24 protein-coding genes are annotated in these 23,029 nt (G+C 43.2%); 9 read left to right on the top strand and 15 right to left on the bottom strand.

Features of this window, described 5'->3' with window-relative positions; all coding sequences use genetic code 11:
- The first annotated feature begins 87 nt into the window (after nucleotides 1-87).
- From PLL47_RS02495 to asd, 5 genes are all read left to right on the top strand, one after another.
- On the top strand, nucleotides 88-393 hold the full coding sequence (locus tag PLL47_RS02495) for a hypothetical protein (protein ID WP_324444417.1): 306 nt from the start codon (nucleotides 88-90) through the stop codon (nucleotides 391-393).
- Between the two features lie 264 nt (nucleotides 394-657).
- On the top strand, nucleotides 658-1,749 hold the full coding sequence (locus tag PLL47_RS02490; protein WP_324444415.1) for a CobW family GTP-binding protein: 1,092 nt from the start codon (nucleotides 658-660) through the stop codon (nucleotides 1,747-1,749).
- Nucleotides 1,750-1,833: 84 nt separating this feature from the next.
- Complete coding sequence (locus PLL47_RS02485; RefSeq protein ID WP_324444413.1) at nucleotides 1,834-2,142, top strand: hypothetical protein; 309 nt, start codon at nucleotides 1,834-1,836, stop codon at nucleotides 2,140-2,142.
- A 247-nt stretch (nucleotides 2,143-2,389) separates the two neighbouring features.
- Nucleotides 2,390-2,572, top strand: coding sequence for a ferredoxin family protein (locus tag PLL47_RS02480; RefSeq protein ID WP_324444411.1), 183 nt, complete (start codon nucleotides 2,390-2,392; stop codon nucleotides 2,570-2,572).
- Nucleotides 2,573-2,667: 95 nt separating this feature from the next.
- The gene (gene asd, locus PLL47_RS02475) at nucleotides 2,668-3,696 is read left to right on the top strand and encodes an aspartate-semialdehyde dehydrogenase (protein ID WP_324444409.1); all 1,029 of its coding nucleotides are present in this window, start codon (nucleotides 2,668-2,670) and stop codon (nucleotides 3,694-3,696) included.
- Between the two features lie 259 nt (nucleotides 3,697-3,955).
- On the opposite strand, the gene larC is transcribed toward asd, so the two are convergent.
- The 15 genes from larC to PLL47_RS02400 form a co-directional block, all read right to left on the bottom strand.
- Nucleotides 3,956-5,146 carry a nickel pincer cofactor biosynthesis protein LarC gene (larC, locus tag PLL47_RS02470; RefSeq protein ID WP_324444407.1) on the bottom strand — a complete coding sequence of 397 codons (1,191 nt, stop codon included), beginning with the start codon at nucleotides 5,144-5,146 and terminating at the stop codon, nucleotides 3,956-3,958.
- 57 nt (nucleotides 5,147-5,203) lie between these two features.
- Nucleotides 5,204-6,022 carry a nickel pincer cofactor biosynthesis protein LarB gene (gene larB / locus PLL47_RS02465; protein WP_324444404.1) on the bottom strand — a complete coding sequence of 273 codons (819 nt, stop codon included), beginning with the start codon at nucleotides 6,020-6,022 and terminating at the stop codon, nucleotides 5,204-5,206.
- Between the two features lie 300 nt (nucleotides 6,023-6,322).
- Nucleotides 6,323-7,528, bottom strand: a complete 1,206-nt coding sequence (locus tag PLL47_RS02460; RefSeq protein WP_324444402.1) for an aldo/keto reductase — start codon at nucleotides 7,526-7,528, stop codon at nucleotides 6,323-6,325.
- A 137-nt stretch (nucleotides 7,529-7,665) separates the two neighbouring features.
- On the bottom strand, nucleotides 7,666-8,658 hold the full coding sequence (locus PLL47_RS02455; protein ID WP_324444400.1) for an alpha/beta hydrolase: 993 nt from the start codon (nucleotides 8,656-8,658) through the stop codon (nucleotides 7,666-7,668).
- A gap of 216 nt (nucleotides 8,659-8,874) precedes the next feature.
- A complete protein-coding gene (locus PLL47_RS02450) occupies nucleotides 8,875-9,414 on the bottom strand; it encodes a flavodoxin family protein (protein ID WP_324444398.1) in 540 nt (179 codons plus the stop codon).
- A gap of 58 nt (nucleotides 9,415-9,472) precedes the next feature.
- Nucleotides 9,473-10,012 carry a flavodoxin gene (locus PLL47_RS02445; protein ID WP_324444396.1) on the bottom strand — a complete coding sequence of 180 codons (540 nt, stop codon included), beginning with the start codon at nucleotides 10,010-10,012 and terminating at the stop codon, nucleotides 9,473-9,475.
- Nucleotides 10,013-10,068: 56 nt separating this feature from the next.
- Nucleotides 10,069-10,704 (bottom strand): flavodoxin family protein, encoded by a 636-nt coding sequence (locus PLL47_RS02440; protein WP_324444394.1) that lies wholly within the window; start codon nucleotides 10,702-10,704, stop codon nucleotides 10,069-10,071.
- Nucleotides 10,705-10,726: 22 nt separating this feature from the next.
- On the bottom strand, nucleotides 10,727-11,710 hold the full coding sequence (locus tag PLL47_RS02435; RefSeq protein ID WP_324444392.1) for an aldo/keto reductase: 984 nt from the start codon (nucleotides 11,708-11,710) through the stop codon (nucleotides 10,727-10,729).
- Nucleotides 11,711-11,748: 38 nt separating this feature from the next.
- Nucleotides 11,749-12,171 (bottom strand): cupin domain-containing protein, encoded by a 423-nt coding sequence (locus tag PLL47_RS02430; RefSeq protein WP_324444390.1) that lies wholly within the window; start codon nucleotides 12,169-12,171, stop codon nucleotides 11,749-11,751.
- 208 nt (nucleotides 12,172-12,379) lie between these two features.
- Nucleotides 12,380-13,522 carry a toxic anion resistance protein gene (locus PLL47_RS02425; RefSeq protein ID WP_324444388.1) on the bottom strand — a complete coding sequence of 381 codons (1,143 nt, stop codon included), beginning with the start codon at nucleotides 13,520-13,522 and terminating at the stop codon, nucleotides 12,380-12,382.
- A 17-nt stretch (nucleotides 13,523-13,539) separates the two neighbouring features.
- Entirely contained in the window at nucleotides 13,540-15,240 is a 1,701-nt protein-coding gene (locus PLL47_RS02420; RefSeq protein WP_324444386.1) for a vWA domain-containing protein, read from the bottom strand.
- 16 nt (nucleotides 15,241-15,256) lie between these two features.
- A complete protein-coding gene (locus PLL47_RS02415) occupies nucleotides 15,257-16,000 on the bottom strand; it encodes a hypothetical protein (RefSeq protein WP_324444384.1) in 744 nt (247 codons plus the stop codon).
- A 569-nt stretch (nucleotides 16,001-16,569) separates the two neighbouring features.
- Entirely contained in the window at nucleotides 16,570-17,265 is a 696-nt protein-coding gene (locus tag PLL47_RS02410; protein WP_324444382.1) for a DUF4405 domain-containing protein, read from the bottom strand.
- A gap of 14 nt (nucleotides 17,266-17,279) precedes the next feature.
- A complete protein-coding gene (locus PLL47_RS02405; protein WP_324444380.1) occupies nucleotides 17,280-17,975 on the bottom strand; it encodes a flavodoxin in 696 nt (231 codons plus the stop codon).
- 259 nt (nucleotides 17,976-18,234) lie between these two features.
- A complete protein-coding gene (locus PLL47_RS02400; protein ID WP_324444378.1) occupies nucleotides 18,235-18,813 on the bottom strand; it encodes a TetR/AcrR family transcriptional regulator in 579 nt (192 codons plus the stop codon).
- A gap of 185 nt (nucleotides 18,814-18,998) precedes the next feature.
- Between PLL47_RS02400 and pyrH the strand changes: the two genes are divergently transcribed.
- The 4 genes from pyrH (at nucleotide 18,999) to PLL47_RS02380 (ending at nucleotide 22,992) form a co-directional block, all read left to right on the top strand.
- A complete protein-coding gene (pyrH, locus tag PLL47_RS02395; RefSeq protein ID WP_324444376.1) occupies nucleotides 18,999-19,700 on the top strand; it encodes a UMP kinase in 702 nt (233 codons plus the stop codon).
- A 181-nt stretch (nucleotides 19,701-19,881) separates the two neighbouring features.
- Complete coding sequence (locus PLL47_RS02390) at nucleotides 19,882-21,063, top strand: hypothetical protein (protein WP_324444374.1); 1,182 nt, start codon at nucleotides 19,882-19,884, stop codon at nucleotides 21,061-21,063.
- Between the two features lie 56 nt (nucleotides 21,064-21,119).
- Complete coding sequence (locus PLL47_RS02385) at nucleotides 21,120-22,235, top strand: ABC transporter permease (RefSeq protein WP_324444372.1); 1,116 nt, start codon at nucleotides 21,120-21,122, stop codon at nucleotides 22,233-22,235.
- 94 nt (nucleotides 22,236-22,329) lie between these two features.
- Entirely contained in the window at nucleotides 22,330-22,992 is a 663-nt protein-coding gene (locus PLL47_RS02380) for an ATP-binding cassette domain-containing protein (protein WP_324444427.1), read from the top strand.
- Nucleotides 22,993-23,029 lie beyond the last annotated feature (37 nt).

The raw sequence follows: 23,029 nt of genomic DNA, 5'->3' as shown, positions 1-23,029 counted from the left end.
AAATGAAATCCCTGAAGCAAAATCAAAATAAATATATATTAACCGCCCTGATTTTCAAAAGACGTTTTTACGGCGAGGAGACCATAAATGACAGAAGAAAAAGATGAAATCGACATTTTTCTGGACTCAAGGGTAAAAACCGAGAAAGAACTGATGCAGGAAAAATGTGAGAAAACTTATAATGCGGCGTCCAGCCAGACTCGCAGGGACATAATACGGACGGTCTGCTTTCTAGGGAAGAGGAAAGAGGAGCTTCTTAAAGAAACTGGCCTCGATGAAACTGCTTTAAAGTTCCATACAGAAATTCTGATGAATGCTGATTTTATCTACCAGGACAAAGAAGGGGTTTACAGACTGACAGAACTCGGGCTTAAGGTGCTTCCGAAGCTTTGAAATATTTTCTTTCAGGTATGATATTCAGAAAGCACTTCTGTTTTTAAAATATTTTTTCTGCGGGCTAAAAAACTGAATTTTCCCCAGATAAACCCTTTGAACAGCCGGCAAATTCCCGCTTCTGGAGAAAGAACAGATGTTTCTAACAGGGTTTATGAAATAATCCCGAAATAAAATACGCTGCCAATTTTATATATATGAATAAATATATTACATTTGTCAGCCCAGATAGAATATTTTTCAGGTAATAAGGACAGGAAAAACATGAAAGTCATGATCATAGGAGGTTTTCTCGGAAGCGGGAAAACAACTGCAATTCGGAGAATTAGCAGACAGCTTAGTGATGCCGGAAAACGGACTGCAATTATCGTAAATGAAATAGGGGAAATAGGTCTTGATGGAGAGACGCTTAAAAGCCCCGGAATTATAACCGAAGAGTTAACAAGCGGCTGCATTTGCTGTACACTAAGAATCAGCATGCAGTATACACTTCAGACCCTTGAAGAAGAGTTCAGGCCTGATGTTGTAATTATCGAGCCGACAGGAATTGCTTTCCCGGGGCAGATAAGGGAAGAAATTGAAGTGATGGGGCTTTCAGAGTTATCTTTTGCTCCTGTTGTAACCCTTGTAGACCCGGGGCGTTTTGGCACTGAGGCAAAAGAGATTCCAAAGTTTATCGAAACCCAGGTAAAGGAAGCTGAAATCCTCGGCATAAATAAAGTGGATGTAGCGCCTGCAGAAATAATTCTGGCAACAGAAAAGATGCTTGCCGAACTGAACCCTGAAGCCAGAATCCTGAAGTTTTCAGCAAAACAGGGAGACAAGCAGTTTGAGGACCTGCTCATCCACCTCGCACTTCCAGGGATTGAGAAGCCTTCCCAGGACAGGAAAAACTCGATTGAAATATCTGAAGTCTCGGCTCATTCGGTCCTCTATACCCTCAAATCCTGTAAATATAATCCCGAAGAAGGCAGGAATTTTATAGAAGAGAGCCTGCAGGCGATAAGGGACAGGGTGAAGGAAATTAACCCTGATTTCATAGGACATGTTAAACTCTCTCTCAAACTCCCGGATTCCATGATCAAGGGCAGCGTAACCTCCTCTGAAGAAGCTCCGCAGGTTGAATTTATTCCCCGCACAAATGAAAGATTCGAACTCAGGCTGCTTTCCGCTATTACGAAGGTCCCGAAAAACAGGCTCACAGGAATAGTGGAGAAAACACTTGAAGAGAAGCTAAATGAGTCAAACGTCTCTTTTGAGAAAAAAGAACAGAACCCCCACGGTACAATTACAAAAATAAGCGGGATCATGAAAAAAAGTGAAAATGGGTTAACCGATATAATTATAAAAAAATGAATCTCAATAAAAACAGGCTTTCAATCAGTAAAGAAAATAAAGATTGAAGAAACTGAGATACTAAAAAGAAGTGGAGTTTTAATTATGCATGATGAAATTGACGAAATTGATGCTTATTTCGCCTCCAGAGGAGAACCTACGGAAGGCGAAGCTGTCAAACTGGAACATGTGATGATGGAAAAGGTTTCCATAAATCCGGCAAGAAGAAAACTGCTTCGGACGGTTGGCATCTTTGGAAAAACTGAAAAACAGCTAAAGGAAGAGTCAGGCTTAAACGATTTTTTCTATAAGTTTCACATGGATTTCCTGCTCAAAGAGGGATTCCTTAAGTTTGAAGAAGATATGTACCGCCTCACGGATTCGGGAATTGCACTGCACGATTCCGTATGTTAAAAAGCATATTTACTCATATTTTTTCTTACTCTTTCATATTTTTCAAAAAAAATAAATTTTGGAAGCGTAAGCCTTAGCTCCTTCCGATTCTTGAAAATTGCTTTTTGCTAAAAAGCGATAAGTTTTTATGTTTATCTGAATAAAGGCGTTATGATCAATTTTTTCGATATTCTATGGAAGTTTCAAAAACGCCCCGATATAATTTCCTGGTACATATCGAGCAAATAAAAAGGAGTGTGAAAAAAATATGCCAGCAATAGTTAACGCAGATGAATGTTCTGGATGCGGAACCTGTGTCGATGAATGTCCCTCTGAAGCAATCACCCTCGATGAAGAAAAGGGAATTGCAGTTGTTGACCAGGATGAATGTGTAGAGTGCGGTGCATGTGAAGAAGCATGCCCGAACCAGGCAATTAAAGTACAGGAATAAAAAACAGAGATCAAGATGGAATAACTTTTTATTCCATTCTTTTCTTTTTCTCTCTTATCAAATTATTCATTATCTCTCCGGAGGCAGCTTTTTAGATGGCAGCAGTTAAAGCGGGTATTTTAGGCGCCACTGGCGCTGTAGGGCAGAGATTTGTAGAAGCACTTGCAAACCACCCATGGTTTGAGATAACAGCCCTTGCAGCATCCGAAAGGAGCGCCGGCAAAACGTATCGAGAAGCGGCAGGCTGGAGGCTTGACACAGCAATGCCGGAAAGTGTCGAAAACATAGAGGTTGTCCCTGTAGACCCAAAAGCCGTTGATGCAGACGTGGTCTTTTCGGCTCTTCCTGCAGACCTTGCCCTTACAGTTGAACCTGAGTTTGCAAAAGCCGGGTTTGCAGTCGCAAGCAATGCATCTTCTTACAGGATGGAAAAAGACATCCCTCTTGTAATTCCTGAAGTTAACCCCGAACACCTGGGACTCATCGAAGTCCAGCAGGATACAAGGGGCTGGGAAGGATACATCATTACAAACCCTAACTGCTCCACAATTGTCATGACAATTACCTTAAAGCCCCTCATGCAGTTCGGACTTGAAACCGTGCAGGTTGCCACAATGCAGGCGATTTCCGGAGCAGGATTTTCCGGAGTTGCAGCCATGGCAATCTATGATAACGTAATCCCCTATATAGGAAGCGAAGAAAAGAAGATGGAAACTGAGACCTTAAAGCTCCTCGGGGAATTCAACGGCTCCGAAGTCGTGCCTGCGGACGTAAAGGTCAGTGCTTCCTGCAACAGGGTGCCTGTAGTTGACGGGCACACAGAAGCTATCTGGGCAGGCATGAGAGACAACCCCACGCCAGAAGAAGTAAGGGAAGCCTTCCTGAAATTCAACCCCGGACTCGGAGAACTCCCCTCAGAGCCAGCTAAAGCCCTGATAGTACGGGATGAGATTGACAGGCCCCAGCCTCGCCTTGACCGCAATATGGGCAGGGGAATGAGTGTTTCAGTGGGAAGGATCAGAGAAGGGATCCGCTACATTGCAATGGGGCACAACACAATCCGCGGAGCTGCAGGTGCAAGTGTCCTGAATGCAGAACTCCTGCACTCGATGGGCAAGCTCTGAGTTCAGGAAAAAGCTTCAGCATCAAAAACAGCATCATTGGAAGCTTAAAAACGTTATATAAACTGTGGAAATCAGTACATAAATAGCAAAAAATAAGAATGAGAAGTAAAAAGTCTGAAAAAACAGGACTTTTACTTTTCTTTAAATTCCTTTACCGGAAACTCTTTTGTTTTGAATCTCTTTTCCCTGAGATTTCCAATCAATTCATAATTGCTTTATTTAACTGAAAACTGTTTTTTCAGGCAACCCTCAGGTAATATCATGAAAAAAGTTTTCTTGCAGCCTCTTCTGTTCTGCGCATAACCTCTCTTACAGGAATCCCGCTGGTTTTTGCAATCTTTTTGCAGTCTTCAAATTCCGCAGAGATATTGAGCAGGACGCCTTCCGAGTCTCGGGCGATTTTGACTGCGGTTTCAAACTCCTGACCTTCGATACCTATTTTTATCCGTTCAATGTTTCGGGCAGCCATTAACCTGTGCCGTGCAGGCATAACCCTTACTCCAAGTGACCCCGTTTCAATGATGATCTTCCGGGCGAGTTTTGCGCTGTCTTCGGGCTTTGCAATGACCTTGATAATGTGGGCAGGCCGTCCTTTTTTCATGGTTGCGGGTATAATTGCAACATCCCTTGCCCCCATTGACAGGAGTTCCTCAAAAAGGTTGCCCAGGACTTCCCCGCTCACATCGTCAGCATTGGTCTCAAGGACCTCGATTATATCAGGGATCAGGTGAGAATCAGGCTCAAGAAGCACTCCCTGCAGCACATTTGGACCCTGGAGCTCGGCATCCCCTGCCCCGTATCCGATGGCAATTGCCTTTCCCTGAGGAAAAGTGTCTACAGGCTTTGCAAAATGTGCGAGAATTGCAGCCCCCGTAGGAGTAAGCAGTTCCTTGTTCACGTTTCCTCCCCTGAAATAGAGCTTTCCTTTCCTGAGAATCTCAAGGGTTGCAGGAGCCGGCACAGGAAGAGTACCATGCGCACATTCTATTGTCCCGCTGCCCACACTGATAGGGGTACAGTAAACCGAATCACAGTTAAGGGAATGGATAGCTGCAGAAGATCCTATAACATCGGCAAGGGCATCGCTCTGCCCCACTTCATGGAAGTGGAGTTTTTCAAGGTCAGGTTCTCCGTGAACTGAAGCTTCGGCTTCTGCCATTTTCAAAAAGATATCTAGAGAACTTGCCTCCACTTTTGGGGGCAGTTTTGCAGCTTTTACAAGATCCATTATTTCAGGGAATGACCTCACATGCTCTTTTTCAGGCACATTTATGCGGACATCCAGTGCTTTGATTCCTTTTTTCACCACTTCCCTGATATCCACAGATACCGGTGCTGAAGCCTCGATTAACTCCTTTACCTCTTTCCTGTCGGCTCCGAGGTCGAGAGCACACCCCAGAATCATATCTCCTGCTGCACCTGAAAAAGGATTAAAAACCAGTGATCTCATAAAATTTCTCCCTGAATTTTACTTTTGAACTTCTCTGCCGTCATCGTTATCCGGATATCACAATTCTACCGGTTTCTCTTCCGGTTCCGCTTCTTCAGTTATTTTTCCTGTTCCGGCAACAGCAATCATATTTGCAATCCTGGCTGCATAAGCCCCTGCAACGAATCCAGCATCAATATTTACCACTGCAAGGGTAGAACAGGACTGGAGCATTGACAGAAGAGCTGCTTTTCCTCCTCCGCCTGCCCCGTAGCCAGTGGATACCGGAAGCCCTATTACAGGCACGTCAACAAGCCCTGAAACTATGGTTGGAAGCGTCCCCTCTCTTCCGGCTGCAACAACAATTGCCCCCGGGTTCCGGAGTTTAAGCTTCTGGAGTTCAGGGATCAGTCTGTGGATTCCGGCAACCCCGACATCGTAGACGGCTACGGTTTCACAGCCCATTTCGGAAGCAACAACCCTGGCTTCTTCTGCAGCAGGGATATCTGCCGTGCCTGCGGATATGACACCAACAACCCCTCCTGTGCGTGGAGCAGGGGTGCCATCGTGAATAACCACTGTACGTGCCCGGCTGTTCCATTCGAGTTTATCAGTACCAAAAGCCTTCCTTAAAGCTTCCAGATGTATGGCAGAAACGCGGGTAATCAGGGCTCTTTTACTTTTTTCTACCATAACCCTGGCAATCTCGACAACATCTTCAGGCTCCTTGCAGTCAGCAAGAATAGCTTCGACGACTCCGGTCCTGTTTTTCCTGTGGGTATCCACTTTAGCTATATTCGAATAGGAAACAAAACCAAGACCTCTGACCTGCTGTTCCGCAGTTTCAAGATCGGTTTTTCCTTCTTTGACAGACTTTAGTATATCATTGAGGTCCATGTACCGCCCCTCGCCAGGAAGAATTTAATGCTTTAGCAATAAACAGCTTAAATACCTCGTTATAAGGCAATAATTATTAGTTTGGAGATTTTTAGAGTTTCGTGCTAACTCATACAGGTTTGATTTTTATAATTATTTGGGTTACTATCTTGAAATTCGATAAAAAAATCAAATTCTAAAGCTGAATGAGTATAGTTAACTGATTGAAAATCAAAAGCGGAAAATGAGATATTGTTTTATCTTTCAATAAAGTCGGCTTAAACAATATCTTCATTTTGTCTTTTCAAGACTCCGACTTTCTCACTTTTCGGTCTGCTTGAACATCTCCCTTGCCATGGCAACTCTCTGCTCAAAGTCGGGTCCTTCAAGTTCTTCTACAACGGATTCGAGCATCGTTGGAATATCAATGTGCTGGGGACATTTTTCAAGGCACTGTCCGCACTGGACACACAGGGATGCAAACTCGGGTTCACCGAGAGCAACAGCACCGCCAAGCCTTGCAGCATACATGAACCGTGCTCCTTCGGGATTGTCGACCAGAGACAGATTGTTATACTCCTCGAAACAGAGGGGAATATTAACACCTGCTGGGCAGGGCATGCAGTACTGGCAGCCGGTACATCCAACTTTCATCAGTTCACGATATTTGTTCTCAACTCTTTTTACCAGCTGTAATTCAGTTTCTGTGAGTGAACCAGAGTGAGCTTCACCTGCTATCCTGAGATTTTCTTCAATATGTGCCTCTTCATTCATGCCGGAAAGGACAACCGTAACTTCCGGGTGGTTCCATACCCAGCGAAGAGCCCATTCTACAGGTGACCTCTTTACCGGGGCTTCGTCCCAGATATCTTTCACGGCCTGAGGCACGTTCTTTGTAAGATTCCCTCCGCGAAGAGGCTCCATAATTACAATGCCAAGACCTTTTGAAGCTGCATATTCAAGACCCTTTTTCCCTGCCTGGTTCTTTTCATCCAGAATATTGTACTGGATCTGGCAGAAGTCCCAGTCATAAGCATCTACGATACGGTTGAAATCTTCTGACGCTCCATGGAAGGAGAAACCAGCATTGATAATGCGACCGTCAGCTTTGGCCTTATCAAGAAAATCTGCTACTCCAAGCTTTTCAACACCGTCCCACAGGTCACCAACAAGAGCATGTATGAGATAGTAATCAATATGGTCGGTGTTCAGTTTTTGCAGCTGGGCATTCAGATACTTATCCATATCCTCTCGTTTCTCTACAAGCCACGAAGGAAGCTTTGTTGCGAGTTTCACTTTTTCACGGTATCCACCAGCAAGGGCACGGCCCAGGAACGGCTCGCTCTCTCCCATGTGATAGGGCCAAGCCGTATCAACATAGTTTACTCCCTGGTCAATTGCATCACGTACCTGTCTGGTGGCTCTTTCTTCATCTATACTACCGTCTTCTTTAGAGGCAAGGCGCATGCATCCGAATCCAAGTATCGAAAGCTCGTCTCCGTTCTTTGGCATTTTTCTGTATAGCATTTTTCTTTCTCCTGAATTTTTGAATTGTTTTACTTGCGCATGATTGACTAATCAATCGCAGGCGAGGCAAAAATAAGTATCCAGCCTGCTATCTCCAGATAATTGTTCAAATTTCGGTTCGTAGAACACTGCTCTGCTCATTTTTTGTAACCTAGATATTTTGCAAAGAATGATTCTAATTTGTCAAACGGAATCATGTCGGTCCTGTCGTACAGATCAATATGTCTTGCTCCCGGAACAATGTAGAGTTCTTTAGGTTCAGCAGCCATTTCATAGGCATCTTCACTAAAATACCTGGAGTGGGCATTTTCACCGATGACGAACAAAATTGGTCGCGGTGAAATGGTATCAATATAGTTCATCAATGGGAAATTCATGAATGACATGCTACTTGTAATAGTGAATGCGGCTCCTGCATTAGGATGATGTCCACGCTTCATTCCGTAGTATTCAAAAAATTCACTTGAAATTGGATCTAATCCTTCTGGAATTGAATCAGCTGGTTCACTTGGGAAACCCATGGGCACTTCTGGAGTACCATTCTCAAAGTCTTTCCATCGTTGCTCGCCCAACTGAACTAAAGTTTGAGCACGCTGTTCATCAGTCATTGTTTTTCCAAATCCATCTCTTATCATGCTACTTATATCATACATACTTGCAGTAGCAACTGCTTTGATACGTGGATCAACCTGTGCTGCAGTAATGGCAAATCCACCACTACCGCAGATACCAATAGCGCCGATCCTGTTTCTGTCCACAAAAGGACGTGTCCCCAAAAAGTCTACTCCTGCACTAAAATCTTCAACGAATATATCCGGAGAAGAAACATGCCTTGGTTCCCCACTGCTTTCGCCATTAAAAGATTCATCGAACGCAATGGCAACAAATCCCCTTTCTGCCATATTCTGTGCGTAAATACCAGCACCCTGCTCTTTTACACCTCCATAAGGTGTTCCTATGACAATTGCTGGATATTTTTTAGATTTATCTATATCTTTTGACAAGTACATGTCTGCTGCAACGGTAATTCCGTATCTGTTTTTATAGGATACTTTTTCTACAGTTACCTTTTCACTGAGTTCAAAAGTTTTCCCACCAGATTCATTTTTAGATTCCATATTTCCCGACATTTTTAGTTCTCCTGAATATTAGAATTGTATTAAATATCATCGTTACTGACTGACTGAACAGTCATGGATAGATAGGATTTGTAGTATATATTTGTTTTGATTGACTAATCACTCACAAAAAGAGTGAAAAAATTAGTTTTTGGCAAGACCTCTCCAGACAATCCTTTAAATTTCTGTTAGCAAATTCTACTCTGTTCATTGTATATTCTGCTCCAATCAAACCGCTTTTCCCATTTCATATGCCTGCTCCATTGCTTTGCTTCCTTTGATGTCTCCAATGTTCCAAGCACCGATTCCATAGATAACGCCTTTTTCGTTTGCTCCTTCAAGGCAGGAAGTAAATCCTCGGAATCCTTCAAATGTTCTCTCCATTGCCTGCTTATTATCGTCGGCTGCCGTTGCAATAAAATAAAACTCTTTGTCGTTAATTTCAGTGTAACGGGAACAGGTGCGGTCAATAAGAGTCTTCATTTGACCATTCATCGTGTAGAAGTACACCGGCGTTGCCATTACAATGACATCTGCCGCAATCATTTTCTCCAGAGCTTCAGGCATATCGTCTTTTTGGGGACAGTTCTTTTCCATATTAAAACAGGTTCCACATCCTGTACAGTAATTGATTTCCTTGTCCCTCAAGAATATCTTCTCTACAGCGTTTCCGGCTTCTTTTGCTCCAAGCATAAACTGGTCGCACAACAGGTCGGAGTTTCCACCTTTTCTCGGGCTGGCAGACAGTATCAATACATTTTTACTCATTAAAATTATCTCCAGATTTTGAGTTATTCTAATTGATCAAAAATGATATTCGAACTTTTTATCCAATCATACTGATTTTATTCAACCAATCTGCAACATCCTTTTTCGCAGCATTTACACGGGAGCCATGAATAGCGAGCCCCTTCAAAATTGTTGCTTTCGGACAAAGTTTTGCAATATCTTTTTCACTTCGGCCTGATCCGCTTCCTTCATGTGTACAGAATGGGACTATAGTTTTTCCGGAAAAATCATATTCTTCCAGGAATGTAAACACAGGCATCGGCATAGTTCCCCACCAGTTAGGATAACCCAGGAAAATCACATTATAAGAGTCCATATTTTCCACATGGCTGGAAAGCTCCGGTCTGGCATTTTCATTCAGTTCTTTTTTTGCCATATTGGTGGTTGCGGTATAATCCCTGGGATAAGACCTTACTGTATCAATACGGAAAACATCGCCTCCTGTTATTTCCTGAATCATGTCGGCTACTACTTTTGTGTTACCGACAGGCAAATTCACGATCTTTCCGCTGACATAGTTATTTCCCTCACGTGAAAAATAGGCTATGAGACATTTCTCTTCATTTAAATTTGTCATTTTTTTGCTCCTCGATTTCTTTTTGATTATTCATACTCAAAAATTTCAAATAATAATTATTCCCGAATGAAATTTGTGAAGATACTTTTTTCTTTCAGAGGGGGCTGTACGCCAGCCTTCATGCCGGCTTCCTTGCACTTCAAGAACCATGCCATATTGCGTGCAAGCACACGCATGATCTGCAGTCCTTCCAGGTCTTTTTTCACATCTTCGGGCTTTGCTCCATGAACCATATTCCAGTATCGGGAAGAAATAATAGGCATCTCCGAAATGGTGAAATACTTATTAAGCTGGTCAAGTGTGGCTGTTGTTCCTGCTCTCCTTGCGGAAACAACTGCTGCTGCTGGTTTCAGATAAAAAGACTGTCTGCCTCCCAGCAGGTCAGAATAGAAAACGCAGTCCATAAAAGATGTAATCGCACCAGCTGCGGCTGCATAATGCACCGGAGATCCGAAAATAAATCCATCGGCATCTTTGGCAATGTCAAGAAAATCGTTTATACGGTCGTTAAACGCACAGAGCCCTGTTTTGGCGCAGCTCTTGCAGGCGGTGCAGCCGGTAAGAGGCTTTTTTCCGATCCAAAAAATTTCTGTGTCAATCCCTTCTTCATTCAAAGTTTTTGCTACTTCTGAAAGAGCCGTATAGGTACAGCCTTTCTCATGCGGACTTCCGTTTACCAGTAATACTTTCATTCTCATACCCCAAATTATGTCTTTAATAATCTTTTTTAACTCTCTCTATTCTGTTTCCAGCAATTTTTATTTGTGATAATGTTTCATTTAGCATAACTAATTCATCTTCAGTCAGTTCAATGTCTGCTGCACCTATGTTTTCTTCCAGACGATTTAGTTTTCGAGTTCCCGGGATCGGAACGATCCATGGTTTTTGTGCAAGTACCCATGCAAGAGCAATTTGAGCCGGAGTTGCGTTTTTGGTATCAGCTATTTTTCCGATCAAATCTAACAGTACCTGATTTGCGTCAATGTTTTCTGAAAGGAAACGGGTAAGTATACTGCGTATATCCCCCTCACCAAATCTGGTGTTTTTATCAATTTTACCCGTAAGAAAACCATTGCCAAGCGGGCTAAAAGGAACAAATCCAATACCGAGTTCCTCAAGTGCAGGCAAAACCTCTTCTTCGGGTTTTCTCCACATCATAGAATACTCGCTCTGTACTGCCGTAAGCGGTAAAACTGCATGTGCTCTTCTGATTACATTTGCACTTGCTTCTGAAAGTCCCCAACGTTTTACTTTCCCTTCCTGCATCAATTCTTTAACAGTTATAGCAACTTCTTCAATTGGTACATTAGGATCAACGCGATGCTGGTAAAGTAGATCGATTGAATCAACTCTTAACCGTTTTAAAGAACCTTCAACTGATTTTCTAATATTTTCCGGGGTACTATTCATCAATAAATCGCCGCTCTGGCCATGTTCAAAAGCAACACCGAATTTTGTGGCGATCACAACTTTTCCCTTATATGGTTCAAGTGCTTCCCCGACTAATTCTTCATTTACATAGGGTCCATAAACTTCTGCTGTATCAAAGAATGTAACACCACGTTCAACAGCTGAACGGATCAGTTTAATCATTTCTTCTTTATCTGCTGCCGGTCCATATGCATGGCTCATTCCCATACATCCCAAACCAATTGCTGAAACCTCAAGACCAGTGTTGCCCAAAACACGTTTTTTCATTATTTCTCATCTCTAGATTGTCAAATTGTCTAACAGTGTTAGCTTAAATTGTTATATTCTTCATCGGTTACGGGTTCCAGCCATTCTGCCGGACCTGCGTTGGCATTTGTCTCAACTGAAAGATGTACGAACCAGCTGTCAGGTGCTGCTCCATGCCAGTGTTTCACATTCGGGCGAATTTTTACTACATCACCTGGTTTAAGTTCCTGTGCAGGCTTTCCTTCCTCCTGATAATAACCACGTCCACCTGTTACTAACAGAATCTGTCCGCCCGGATGCTTATGCCAGTTATTCCGGCAGCCGGGTTCAAATGTCACATTGCCTATAGGGCAATTAAATTCATTATCCCCAGGAACCAGCATACTAAGCCATGCGTTACCTGAAAAATACTTACTGAACTGTTCCGGAAGTTTTTCACCTTTAGGGAAAATTACACTCTCACTTAACTTTGATTTGTCCATATTTTAGTCCTCTCTGGAATTTTTCAGGATGACCTCTCTGATTTTATTTTCTTTAAAATTTTCATGATATTCTTTCTTAACCGTTTACTCAATCGGTCAATGCGAGTGACTGATCAGTCAGTACGTAAGATTTAATGCTATATAAAAGTAAGCCTTGCAAAAAGAGATAGAATGAAAAAATTGAAAACAATGGCAGAATCGGCTTTCTTCAGCCAAGCTCCAGTTTATGACCCTTCTCCAGCTGCTGAATCTGTTCTTCGCTTTTGGCGGCTAATTCCCTGAACTGATTGATAGTATCCCGCATTCTGGGCAGAGCCTCCTGCTTATAGGTGCTGATAGAATCAAGTGCTTCCATGACATCGGCAAAGGCAGTCTTCAGCGTCTCTACAGAGATACTGGTTTCCATTGATTGTTCCTGGATTTCCGCCCCCTGTTTCTTCAGCATTTGCGAGGTGCTGCTGATGATATTATTCGTGGTCTCATTGAGCATCTGGATCTTCTTCAGGACAATCTTCTGGTTATAGAGAGCCCCGGCAACCATCACTGAGGTCTTCAAAGCGGAAATCGTCACATTTTTTGCCCTTTCTACACCGCGCATCAGTTCCTTATTATTTCTTATAACAATCTCTGTTGCCATTACGCCCTGCTGATTGACGACGATCATCTGCTGCATATCCATAATCCTCTGCCGCAGCGGAAATAGGACTTCTTCAGTGACAAATTTAACGTTTTCCGGATCTTCGTTCCTGCCTTTAGCCGCTTCGATCTGCGTTTCAATCAATTTGTCCATCAGGGTACCAAGCTGGACCTCTTTCATTAGCTTTTTAGTCAAATTGCGTAATGCCTGCTGTTCAATCTCCAGAGTAGTGTTATCATTTTTCAGAATTGTTTTCCCTTTATCCAGGGATACAATGATATCCGCAATTACCGAATCTGCTTTTTGGTATCTGTCAAAATAGTCCCTGATAGGGTTGAAAAACTTGCCTAAGACGCCGGTTTTGGTGAAATCAATAAGGCTGGGATCAAGGTCTTTTAATTCCCGGTTCAAGTCCATTAAACCTTTTGCCACAACACCGCCTTCATCACCGTCTCTGGACAGTTTCCCAACTGTCACCTGCAGCAAAGAATTTTTAGCTGCCGAGCTTTTCATCGAGGCAGCCCCAAAAGACTCGATCGACTGGAGGATATACTTCTTTTTGGCAAATTCATCTATATCCAGGGTCAGAATTTCCGCAACATTTCTCTCCGCTACAGCCTGAAGCTGGGCTACTTCCTCCGATACTGGTTTGACTTGTTCCTCTACCTCACTCTTGATTGCCTCTTCATCTGGCACCTCCATAGTAAAAGCCATCTTAGCCACTCCTGAATTTACATTTCAGCGTTGAACAGGTTGCGCAGCTTATAAACAACGTCATCGGTATCTGCGTTAATACTGGCAGCCTCATTGATGCTGGAGATAGTTTGCAATGCCGGGATATTCGCATTATAGCCAATTGTGTATATAGGTATTCCAGTGTCCTCCACTATGCCTTTAATGTCGTCCAGCGAATGGCCTCTATTGGTCTCGCCGTCGCTGAGAACGAATATAATCGGTCTCAGACTGGGATCTGTAGCTCGCTGATCCTGGATCATCTTCATGGCGACAGCAATCCCATCGAAGGTTGCTGTAGTGCCGCCGGCCTCCAGATCATTAACTGCTCCGGCAAACAAGGCTCTCTGGTTCAGATCGAATTTGGCAATCGGCAGATCGATATTGACATCGTTGGAATATGACACCAGGCCAATCATATTGTCCTCGCCGATGTAGTACTGACCTTTGAGCAATGAATCTTTCAAATGGTTGAGCGGCTCGCCCATCATGCTGCCGGAGACATCGGCAACAAATACTGCGCAAATAGGTTTTTTCTTTTCTTTCCAGAGTTTTTGACCCTGGAAGATCACATCGCCGCTGACGGGTTCAGCTTCGGACTGGTATTCATTAAAGCCATTAAAACCATATTCGGTAGCCAGGGTCTGATACTTTTCCTGCTGGGAGAATTCAACGAATTCGTTCAAAATTTTCATTTTCTCTTCCGATAGTTCGCCGATGGCATACATCGGGCTGTCATGTCTGAACCCAAAGGGAGTAAATTCGTAATACCTGATATCCGGTGTATTCACATAGGTCTGGTATTCCAGGACAAAACCGTCCAGAACACCTGATTTGGCAGATTCTCTCATTTGCAGAGTGGTATAGGCAACCAGGGGAATATTGGTCTGAAAGCTCTCAAATCCTGATTTTGCTTTGTCACTCAATAAGTTGCTGCTGTCAAATGTGTATAAAGTTGAGATCAGGAAGTTTAGCCCGGTTGAACTGGCAAAAGGATTGGTATAGCCCATCGATAGTTCCTTGTTCGAGACTGCTTCGACAATCGTCCTGGTATTGATTGCCCCGTATTTGTTTACCAGCTCTTCTTTCTTGGATTTAGTGAGCAGGATCCCGGCCACATTGCCGGCAAGTCTTTCCTCCACTAACTCGGCTTTGACCCCTTTGGAGATGACCATCTCGCCCCAGAGCTCATTGGACGGCGTATAAGCATCCGGCAAATACTTACCGGAGCTAATATAGTCGGCAGCTTCCCCGGAGGGGATTCCTCTGAGCCTTACAGATACCTGTTTGCCGTCGATCATTATTGACGCGTTATTGAAATCCCTGGCAACTTCTGTCAGCCAGCCATCAGTACCGGTGCCAGCTTTTTCTGTAGAGGAGAATATTTCGATGTAGTTGGGTGTGCTGTTATTAACCTGCGTCGGGTATTTAGAGATATCAGGCAAATCTTCAGTCAGGGAATCATTCAGGTCTGCAGGAACGAGGACATGACCCATAGAATGCTGGACTGTATTCACATTGATGTCTTTAATGATGTCATCCATTGCTCCCTCATCGGGTTCGCTCTCATTGAGTCTACTTTCGTCGGGTCCGCTCTCATCGGGTCCAATTATAGTAATCGCCAGATAAACTAAGATAAATACTGCAACTGCTGCTCCCATTATCTTCAAAATTACTTTCTTGTTGCCTTCGTTCAGCATGCCAATGCTTCCCTCTTCAATTCTTATAGTATTTTGCCTGTTTAATCAGATTATCGATCTCGATCATGCCAGCCATTTGCTCCAGTTGCCCACTCTCTATGCTGTTTAAGCCTGAGATCTCCAGTAGCAACTTATCAAGCTTTAGCAGGATCTGCTCATTATCTTCAGTGGCAGCTTTCACAAAATTAATATACTCACTATAAACTTTGAACTTTTCTTCCACAAGTTCCTGAGAAAAAGTCCCGTCTTCATATTTCTTTCTAATGAAATTGTAGTCTCCTTCATCGAATGCATCAAATTTATTGAGGATGCTGCGGATATTCATAAAGAATATCTTCTCCACCTCGGCAATGACTGTATCAAATTTCTTGTAGCTCATCTCTGAGGCACTGAAGATTTGCAAAAGGATATCCCGAATAGTTTTATTCTTTTTCTGTAGCCGCTCAATCTGATCGAGCAGCAAGTCAACGGTTTTTTCGAATGTTTTGAGCCCCCTGTGAATATTCAGTTCTTCAATATAATCTTCCACCGTCCAGATTTTATTGGTTTGAACTACTTTCTCTGGTTTGGTAAGGAGCTCGTAATTACCGTAACTTAACCCGGCGAGGCTCAAGAAGATGAATGTGATGCTAAGGGCTGTTTCCAATGCACTGGCCCCTAACAACTGTAGTCCGATCAATCTTGGAGAAAAAGTAATTATGTTGGCAGCGGCAATGCCTAAATTCAGGCCCGATAGTTTAATCAGCTTTTCCCTGTCCATGTACTCTTACCCCAAGATCAGTTCCCGTGTTCTTCCCCCCGTTTATTTCGATTTCGTTCTCATTAGAACGTTAACATATATGAACAGATCACTTATAATTTACTTTCGGAGGGGTCGACATTAGAAGGCAGAATGCAGTTAATGATATCGTTTTAGAACTTTAGATAATTAGATATTATTTTTAAAACTGGTTAACAGGGGGTTCAACTCTCACGGCTTATATAACCACTTAAGCATTTTTTCATTGAAGTTTAATATGAGAGATCAATAATTGGTCATGTGTAAACCTGATAAATACACACAATTGCAGGATATTATTTCAAAATCGCCATCATCAAAAGGTATCAAAAATTAAATGTCGACCTGCCGAATAGAGAAAAATTAATATTTTGCCCCAGCTCTCCAAATAATTGTTTAAATTTCAGTTGGCATATCCCACCATGAAGCTGGAGGCATGTGCTGGTCTGAATCTGAATCTAATGGGACTGTTTCACCAATTTCCGGGGCTATTATGTTTACATCTCTTATTTGCCTCATTTTTTATTTTTACTTTCACCCTTTCACCGCTATTATTGATTATTCTTTGATAGGAGCTGCTTTTTTCGGTTCTGAACAAATTTCAGAACATAATAAGTCACACAGATGTAAACTCCCATGATGGAAAGATAATCCGTGAAGAAAAAAATGGCTGATTCATCAAAGTTCCAGTAGGAATATGTATAGTACAAAATCAGCCTGGAACCAACTTCTCTGGCAAAGAAAGCATAAGCTCCATATACAGCAACCAGCACTGCCATGACGTGCAGTGCAAATCTGCTGTAACAGTTCAGAGCAGTAATTCCCAGTATCTTTCTAGCCGCGCTTATAATCATTCTCCAGTGCATTCCTATGTGTATAGATATGAGGATAAAACCCCAATATGTGGCCAGAATATGCATCTGCCGTGCAATCAAACCGCCGTCTACCGGAATAAAAGCAAACACGGTACGGGAAATCATCACAGAGCTTACCGCCAGCAATATCATATTTACTAGAAGAAGCAGATTGATCGCCGTATTAAGAACACGGCGTGCATTGTGCTTTCCTTTTAGAACTTTCTGATACCATCGTCGATTCAAAACATTGTGGACAATAAATAAAGCAAGCAGGGAAACTCCTAACAACTCATGGATCGTGTTTCCGGTTAACTGGGAAGCCATGGCTGCCAGCATGAGAACTGCGATAAAGAGGTCAATGGCCAGTTTGAACAGGATTTTCCGATTCAAAGAGTTCTCCTCATTTATTCTTCCATTCCTATTTCACGAAGCCACTCAGATACATCACCCTGCGCAGTTTCTACACTTGATCCTCTGATTGCAAGACCATCAAGAATAGTTGACTGCGGGCAAAGATCGGTGATGTCTTCAACACTTCTTCCAAGGCCGCTTCCTTCGTGAGTACAGAACGGTATGATGGTTTTCCCGGAAAAATCATATTCTTCCAGGAATGTAAACACAGGCATCGGCATAGTTCCCCACCAGTTAGGATAACCAACGAAAACTACATCATAGGAGTCCATGTTCTCAACTTCTGTTGCAAGCTCCGGTCTGTAGTTATCTTCCTGTTCCTGCTTTGCCTGGTCAACCACTGAATCGTAATCAGCAGGATACGGATTTACAGTCACAATTTCAAAGATATCCCCGCCGACGTTTTCGTGGATTTGGTTGGCAATTTCACGAGTGTTGCCGGAATGTGAAAAATAAGCCACAAGAATTTTTTTTGGTGCTGAATCCATCTGTGTTTGATCCTCACTTTCCGTTTCAGTATATGACGGACTGGTGGTTTCTTCTGAGGCAGCAGCATTGGCACTATTGTCCTCTGTTTCTGCCTGAGTGCTGCTTACATCACCGTTTGTCGTGTTGCTGTCTGTGCATCCGCAGACGGATAGTAAGATTCCCGTCATTATTACGAGGGCCAGCGCTGATATTTTCTTCATCGTATGTATCTCCTCTTTTATTTTCATCCACAAATTTATTCTCATGTTAGCTATAGTGGAACAGATATTGGGATATTTCCTTAGCAATGATTCAATTTCCTCAATTTCCACAAAGGGTAATTTTGAGTTTTGAGATAAGCTCATTATAACGTGAATTGGGTTGATGACTGACCAGTCAATCGCCAGAATGCTTAATGTTATTTAAATATTCATCTCAAATATGATTGACTGCTCACTCACGTGAAGGACGAAAAAAATTTTATTCTCTAGCCAGACCTTTCCAGATAATCTGGAATCCATACTCTAAAACCTTATTTTGATCCTTTAACGAATCTGACTCAAGTATAAAGTTCACTATCGTCCTGCTGCCCTGGTAAAACATTGCAATGACCAGCTCTGCAGGAAAATCTCTGATCTCTCCAGTTTTTATTCCTTCATCCACAAGATCATGAAGAAAGACATACTCTTTCATCACTTCATCACGCGTAAATTTTGTGATATAGGGAGATGTGCAGAACTGCCCGACAAAAAGGAATTCTTCCTGATTGTCTACTCCCCATTTGACTAAATTTGACCATATTTTTCGTAATTTGCCCTGGAAGGTACTCTCAGCTTCGAGACCTTTCCCCATAGCCTGGCTTAAGTTTCCTTTAACCTCAAAATACAGGCTGTTTATAAGGTCTTCTTTTGTGGGGAAGTAATTAAAAAGGGTGCCTGTGGCTACACCTGCGTCTTTTGAGATCTGGGCAGTGGATGTACCGTGGAAGCCTCTTTCAGTGAAGAGTTTCAGGGCAGCTTCCATAATTGCTGTTTTTTTGTCTTTGACCTGTTCTTTCATGTATTATCTCTTGAATTGACTGATTAGTCAGTTATATTCTAATATTATGTTATTATAAATACTTAATGGTGCTTTTACTTAACTCTTGCTAAGTGTTGCAGTACATAGGAGATTTACGTGAACTTAAGGAAAAAGTATTCAGCGATACATTTAAAAATCCGAATTGTCAATGTGTAGAGATCATCATGCTCATAGTACTCTCACTAGGCGGTTCAATTCTCGCAAAAAATCTTGATCCGGATCGTTTCTTAAAATATGCAAATGTCCTGCGCGACATATCGAAAAAACATACACTGCTTGTAGTAACTGGCGGAGGAGAAGCAGCACGGGACTACATAGGTGCTGCGCGCGCGATGGGTGCAGACGAAGTAACCTGCGACTACATAGGCATTGAGATCACACGCCTGAACGCAAGGCTTCTTATTGCGGCGCTCGGGAAGGATGCTTATCCTGAAGTTCCTTCTAACTATCTTGAAGCCTCAAAAGCCATGACCTCAGGAAAAGTTGTGGTAATGGGAGGAGTTACACCCGGCCAGACAACTGATGCGGTCGCTGCAATCCTTGCAGAATACCTGCGGGCAGACCTGCTGACAATTGCAACCTCAATTGACGGAGTTTATTCTTCAGACCCGAACTGCGACCCTAATGCGGTCAAATTCGATAAAATCTCTCCTGAAAAACTCATAAGCATTGTAATGGCAATCGAGATGAAGGCAGGCTCAAAATCACCTGTGGACCCTGTAGCTGCAAAGATTATAGAACGCTGCAAGCTCGATGCCCTCGTAATGGATGCCCGAAATCCTGCCCTTCTTGGAGAGATCATGGGTGGAGAGGCCCCAAAAAAATCTCCTGTCTCCTGCGGAACCTGGATAACAGCAAAAAAATAAAAGCCTGAAACAGATCGAAGTAAATTTGTGGTTCTCTTCTGGCAACATTGAAAACCAAAAAACAACGAAGAAATCAAAAAGTTAAACATAGAGGTTCCTACATACATTCATATTGCAGAGAGCCTTATCGAGCTACCGGCTCTGATTCTCTGCAGTTTTTGGAAAAGAGGAGGAACCGGGCTTGAGCCTGCCAGAAAAAAAGAACTGTTCAGGACTGAAAGAATTCATTTTTCGTTTATTTTCTCTAACTTTATTTCTTATTTTCTTCTGCGCCCAGATAAATCCTGCTTATGGGGCAGTAAACGAAAAAACTGCCGGAGAAAAGGGCACAGTTATTATTGATTTTTTTTCAGACCACGACCTGAGCGATGCAATGGTCAGGTTTGAAGAACCCCACGAAAATATATCCCTTGTCTTTACCCTGAGTTCAGGAGAAGAAATTCTTAAAACGGAAACCTTTGACTCTGGCTCGGTACAGGCGGGGCAGGAGATCACAAAAGTTGTTTTCTGGGGGATTCCGGAGGATTTCGCAAAGGATAGAGACTCTTATACAGCACAGCTTTTTATAAAGGACGGGGATCAAACTCTCGAAACCCGGAAAACCTCTTTTTCTTACCGGAACGCGTATCTTTCAAACCTGAAAGTTGTGGATTTTTCTGCAGACTCTGAAAAAGCTTCGGTTCTGATGTCCCTCACAAGTTCCGTAAATTTCGGATATGTTCAGGTGCCTGAGCCTGGCATGGTAGACCTTGACATGAAACTCCTTTCCGGCACGGATGTCATATACACAGAAAGACTGGAAAATGTCCCTGTAACCGATGCCTATTATAAAGCAATTAACTGGCCCTTCCTCCTCGAAAAAGACAGAAATTATACAGCCCTTCTGAAAGTACATTCCCATTCCCCTGAACTTACTACTGCATATATATCGGAATTCAGGGCAGCAGAAAAGGTAGAAATCCTTGATTCTGACATCGATGTGGACGAATACGGAGCCAGCGTTACAGTAATAGGAAGGTCACAGGTTCCTTTTAACGGAATTATTAGAGTTGTTCTGACTCCTGAAGAAGGAGAAGCGCAGGTTTTTGAAGAAACCGCAGATATCCTTACCGCAGGAAAAGAAGATACTGTAGGGATTATCTGGCAGGGAGTTCCCCGAGGGGATTATAATGTAAAAATATATGCGGTAAACCTGGATGGCGAAGTCCTCGACAGCCATGAAACGGTTTTGAGGGTTTTTGAGCCCGTAGCGGAAGTAACCCCTCCTGAAGAGTCTCCTGCGTTCAGTTTTCAGGCAGCAACTGGAGTTTTCCTGTGCATTGTAGCCGTGCTGCAAAGAAGAAAAATCTGGAAAAAAGAATAATCCAGGTAGCTGTTTAGAATTAGCCGGATTAAGAATCATCTGTCTGCGAGATCATTATGTTTGACCTGATCATTCGAAACATAACGAACAGGAAAATCCGGAGTGCGCTGACAATCTGCGGGATAGCCCTCGGGATTTTTGCAGTTATAGTTATGGGCGCTATGTCTGAAAATTTCCATCAGACATTTGAGCGTTCCATGAGTGTAACCAGCGATAAGATCAGAGTTTTTGCCGAAAGCGGAGTTTTTGGAGGAGGGCTTACGGACGATAAGGTCAGCGATGTCCTGCGGGTAGCCGGGGTAAAAGATGCTTACGGTCTTTTGATGACTACTTTTGATGAGGATAAGCTGGGCATGACAGGCAAACAGATCCTTGGAGTCCCTCCTGAAAAGTCCAGCGTTGCTCTATACCCCGTGGAGCTGAAGGCAGGACGCTTTCTCAACCCCGGAGACTCTTACAGCGTGGTGGTAGGAAACAATATCAAGAGAGAATACGGACTTGAAATTGGGAGCAAGTTCGAGATTCACGACAAATATTTTACCGTTGTCGGAATCCTTGATTATACCGGCTCTATTTTTGACAACGCTGTGATCATTCCTCTTGAAACTGCCCAGAACCTTTACAGTGTGGGAAATTCGGTATCCTATATTTTTGCCGTACCTGATGAGAGGGTGGACGCAGAGATGCTGTCCAAACGCATCGAATTAAGCGTAAAAGGCACAAGCACTCTTTCCCCCGGAGAACTCGAAGTTCAGGCAAGACAGTCATTTATGATATTCAGCGTCATAACCATCAGTTCAGGGCTCCTTGCAGCAATCATAGGCGGGCTCTGCGTGATGAATACGATGCTGATGTCCGTTGCCGAAAGAACAAGAGAATTCGGAATTTTAAAAGCCATAGGTGCAGAAACAAGGGATATCCTGCTCCTGACACTTGGAGAAGCTTCATTGATGGGCCTTTTAGGTGGCATTCTTGGAATTATTGTTGGCGTCGGAGCTGTCCAGATTATGAACGCGTGGCTTGCAACGACAAGAATAGTGCTTTTCCTGATAACTCCGAGGCTCCTTATAATTGCAATGCTTTTTGCCCTGCTTATAGGCGCTCTTTCAGGGCTTTATCCGGCTTACAGGGCTTCGAAAATGAGTCCTATGGAGGCTTTGAAGCATGCCTGAAGTCATAATCGGAGAACAAGGGTTCAAAACTGAGAAAAGGCCTGGAAGAGAAGAGAATAAAAGTAATTTGGGAAACGAAGAGCAAAAAATCATAATGCAGGTCGAAAACCTCTCCAAGACCTATATGCAGGGCAAAATTCCTGTCCACGCCCTCCGCTGTGCCTGCATAACCGTAAGGAAAGGGGAACTTCTTGCTATCATGGGGCCTTCGGGTTCGGGGAAATCAACTCTTCTGGCTCTAATCGGCACGCTTGAAAAAGCCACTGACGGAAAAATAATCCTTGACGGAATAGACCTTACCTCAGTGCCCGAAAAGCTGCTTCCGCGTGTGAGAAGGGAAAAAATAGGTTTCATATTCCAGCATTACAACCTCGTTCCTACACTTTCTGCCCTTGAAAACGTTGAACTTGCCATGCGATTTTCCAGGGTGCCAAAAAAAGAAAGAAAAGAAAGGGCTAAAGCCCTGCTTGAAGATTTGGGTCTGGGAGACCGGTTGAACCATAAACCCACAGAGCTGTCAGGTGGAGAGCAGCAGAGGGTTTCTATTGCCAGGGCACTTGCGAATAAACCTGCCCTGATCCTCGCAGATGAGCCAACGGGAGAGGTGGACAGCAAAACAAGGGATTCCATTGTTCGGGTTTTTAAGGAATTGAGCCAGAAAGGGCAGACGATTCTTGTAGTAACTCACGACCCTGAGGTCGCAAAAGAGTGTTCGAGGGTTCTCAGGATTACAGACGGAATGATAAAGGATTATTAGAGAAAGAAATCAGAAGAAAGTCCTGAAAAAGAAATAT

It is taken from the genome of Methanosarcina sp., assembly GCF_035390745.1.
Classification (GTDB): domain Archaea; phylum Halobacteriota; class Methanosarcinia; order Methanosarcinales; family Methanosarcinaceae; genus Methanosarcina.
The sequence above is the reverse complement of the archived record's forward strand: the minus strand, read 5'-3'. Positions and strand labels throughout refer to the sequence as shown.

Coding starts and splice junctions, on each gene's coding strand:
- PLL47_RS02495 (WP_324444417.1), top strand. CDS start 88: ATGACAGAAGAAAAAGATGAAATCGACATTTTTCTGGACTCAAGGGTA.
- PLL47_RS02490 (WP_324444415.1), top strand. CDS start 658: ATGAAAGTCATGATCATAGGAGGTTTTCTCGGAAGCGGGAAAACAACT.
- PLL47_RS02485 (WP_324444413.1), top strand. CDS start 1,834: ATGCATGATGAAATTGACGAAATTGATGCTTATTTCGCCTCCAGAGGA.
- PLL47_RS02480 (WP_324444411.1), top strand. CDS start 2,390: ATGCCAGCAATAGTTAACGCAGATGAATGTTCTGGATGCGGAACCTGT.
- asd (WP_324444409.1), top strand. CDS start 2,668: ATGGCAGCAGTTAAAGCGGGTATTTTAGGCGCCACTGGCGCTGTAGGG.
- larC (WP_324444407.1), bottom strand. CDS start 5,146: ATGAGATCACTGGTTTTTAATCCTTTTTCAGGTGCAGCAGGAGATATG.
- larB (WP_324444404.1), bottom strand. CDS start 6,022: ATGGACCTCAATGATATACTAAAGTCTGTCAAAGAAGGAAAAACCGAT.
- PLL47_RS02460 (WP_324444402.1), bottom strand. CDS start 7,528: ATGCTATACAGAAAAATGCCAAAGAACGGAGACGAGCTTTCGATACTT.
- PLL47_RS02455 (WP_324444400.1), bottom strand. CDS start 8,658: ATGTCGGGAAATATGGAATCTAAAAATGAATCTGGTGGGAAAACTTTT.
- PLL47_RS02450 (WP_324444398.1), bottom strand. CDS start 9,414: ATGAGTAAAAATGTATTGATACTGTCTGCCAGCCCGAGAAAAGGTGGA.
- PLL47_RS02445 (WP_324444396.1), bottom strand. CDS start 10,012: ATGACAAATTTAAATGAAGAGAAATGTCTCATAGCCTATTTTTCACGT.
- PLL47_RS02440 (WP_324444394.1), bottom strand. CDS start 10,704: ATGAAAGTATTACTGGTAAACGGAAGTCCGCATGAGAAAGGCTGTACC.
- PLL47_RS02435 (WP_324444392.1), bottom strand. CDS start 11,710: ATGAAAAAACGTGTTTTGGGCAACACTGGTCTTGAGGTTTCAGCAATT.
- PLL47_RS02430 (WP_324444390.1), bottom strand. CDS start 12,171: ATGGACAAATCAAAGTTAAGTGAGAGTGTAATTTTCCCTAAAGGTGAA.
- PLL47_RS02425 (WP_324444388.1), bottom strand. CDS start 13,522: ATGGCTTTTACTATGGAGGTGCCAGATGAAGAGGCAATCAAGAGTGAG.
- PLL47_RS02420 (WP_324444386.1), bottom strand. CDS start 15,240: ATGCTGAACGAAGGCAACAAGAAAGTAATTTTGAAGATAATGGGAGCA.
- PLL47_RS02415 (WP_324444384.1), bottom strand. CDS start 16,000: ATGGACAGGGAAAAGCTGATTAAACTATCGGGCCTGAATTTAGGCATT.
- PLL47_RS02405 (WP_324444380.1), bottom strand. CDS start 17,975: ATGAAGAAAATATCAGCGCTGGCCCTCGTAATAATGACGGGAATCTTA.
- PLL47_RS02400 (WP_324444378.1), bottom strand. CDS start 18,813: ATGAAAGAACAGGTCAAAGACAAAAAAACAGCAATTATGGAAGCTGCC.
- pyrH (WP_324444376.1), top strand. CDS start 18,999: ATGCTCATAGTACTCTCACTAGGCGGTTCAATTCTCGCAAAAAATCTT.
- PLL47_RS02385 (WP_324444372.1), top strand. CDS start 21,120: ATGTTTGACCTGATCATTCGAAACATAACGAACAGGAAAATCCGGAGT.
- PLL47_RS02380 (WP_324444427.1), top strand. CDS start 22,330: ATGCAGGTCGAAAACCTCTCCAAGACCTATATGCAGGGCAAAATTCCT.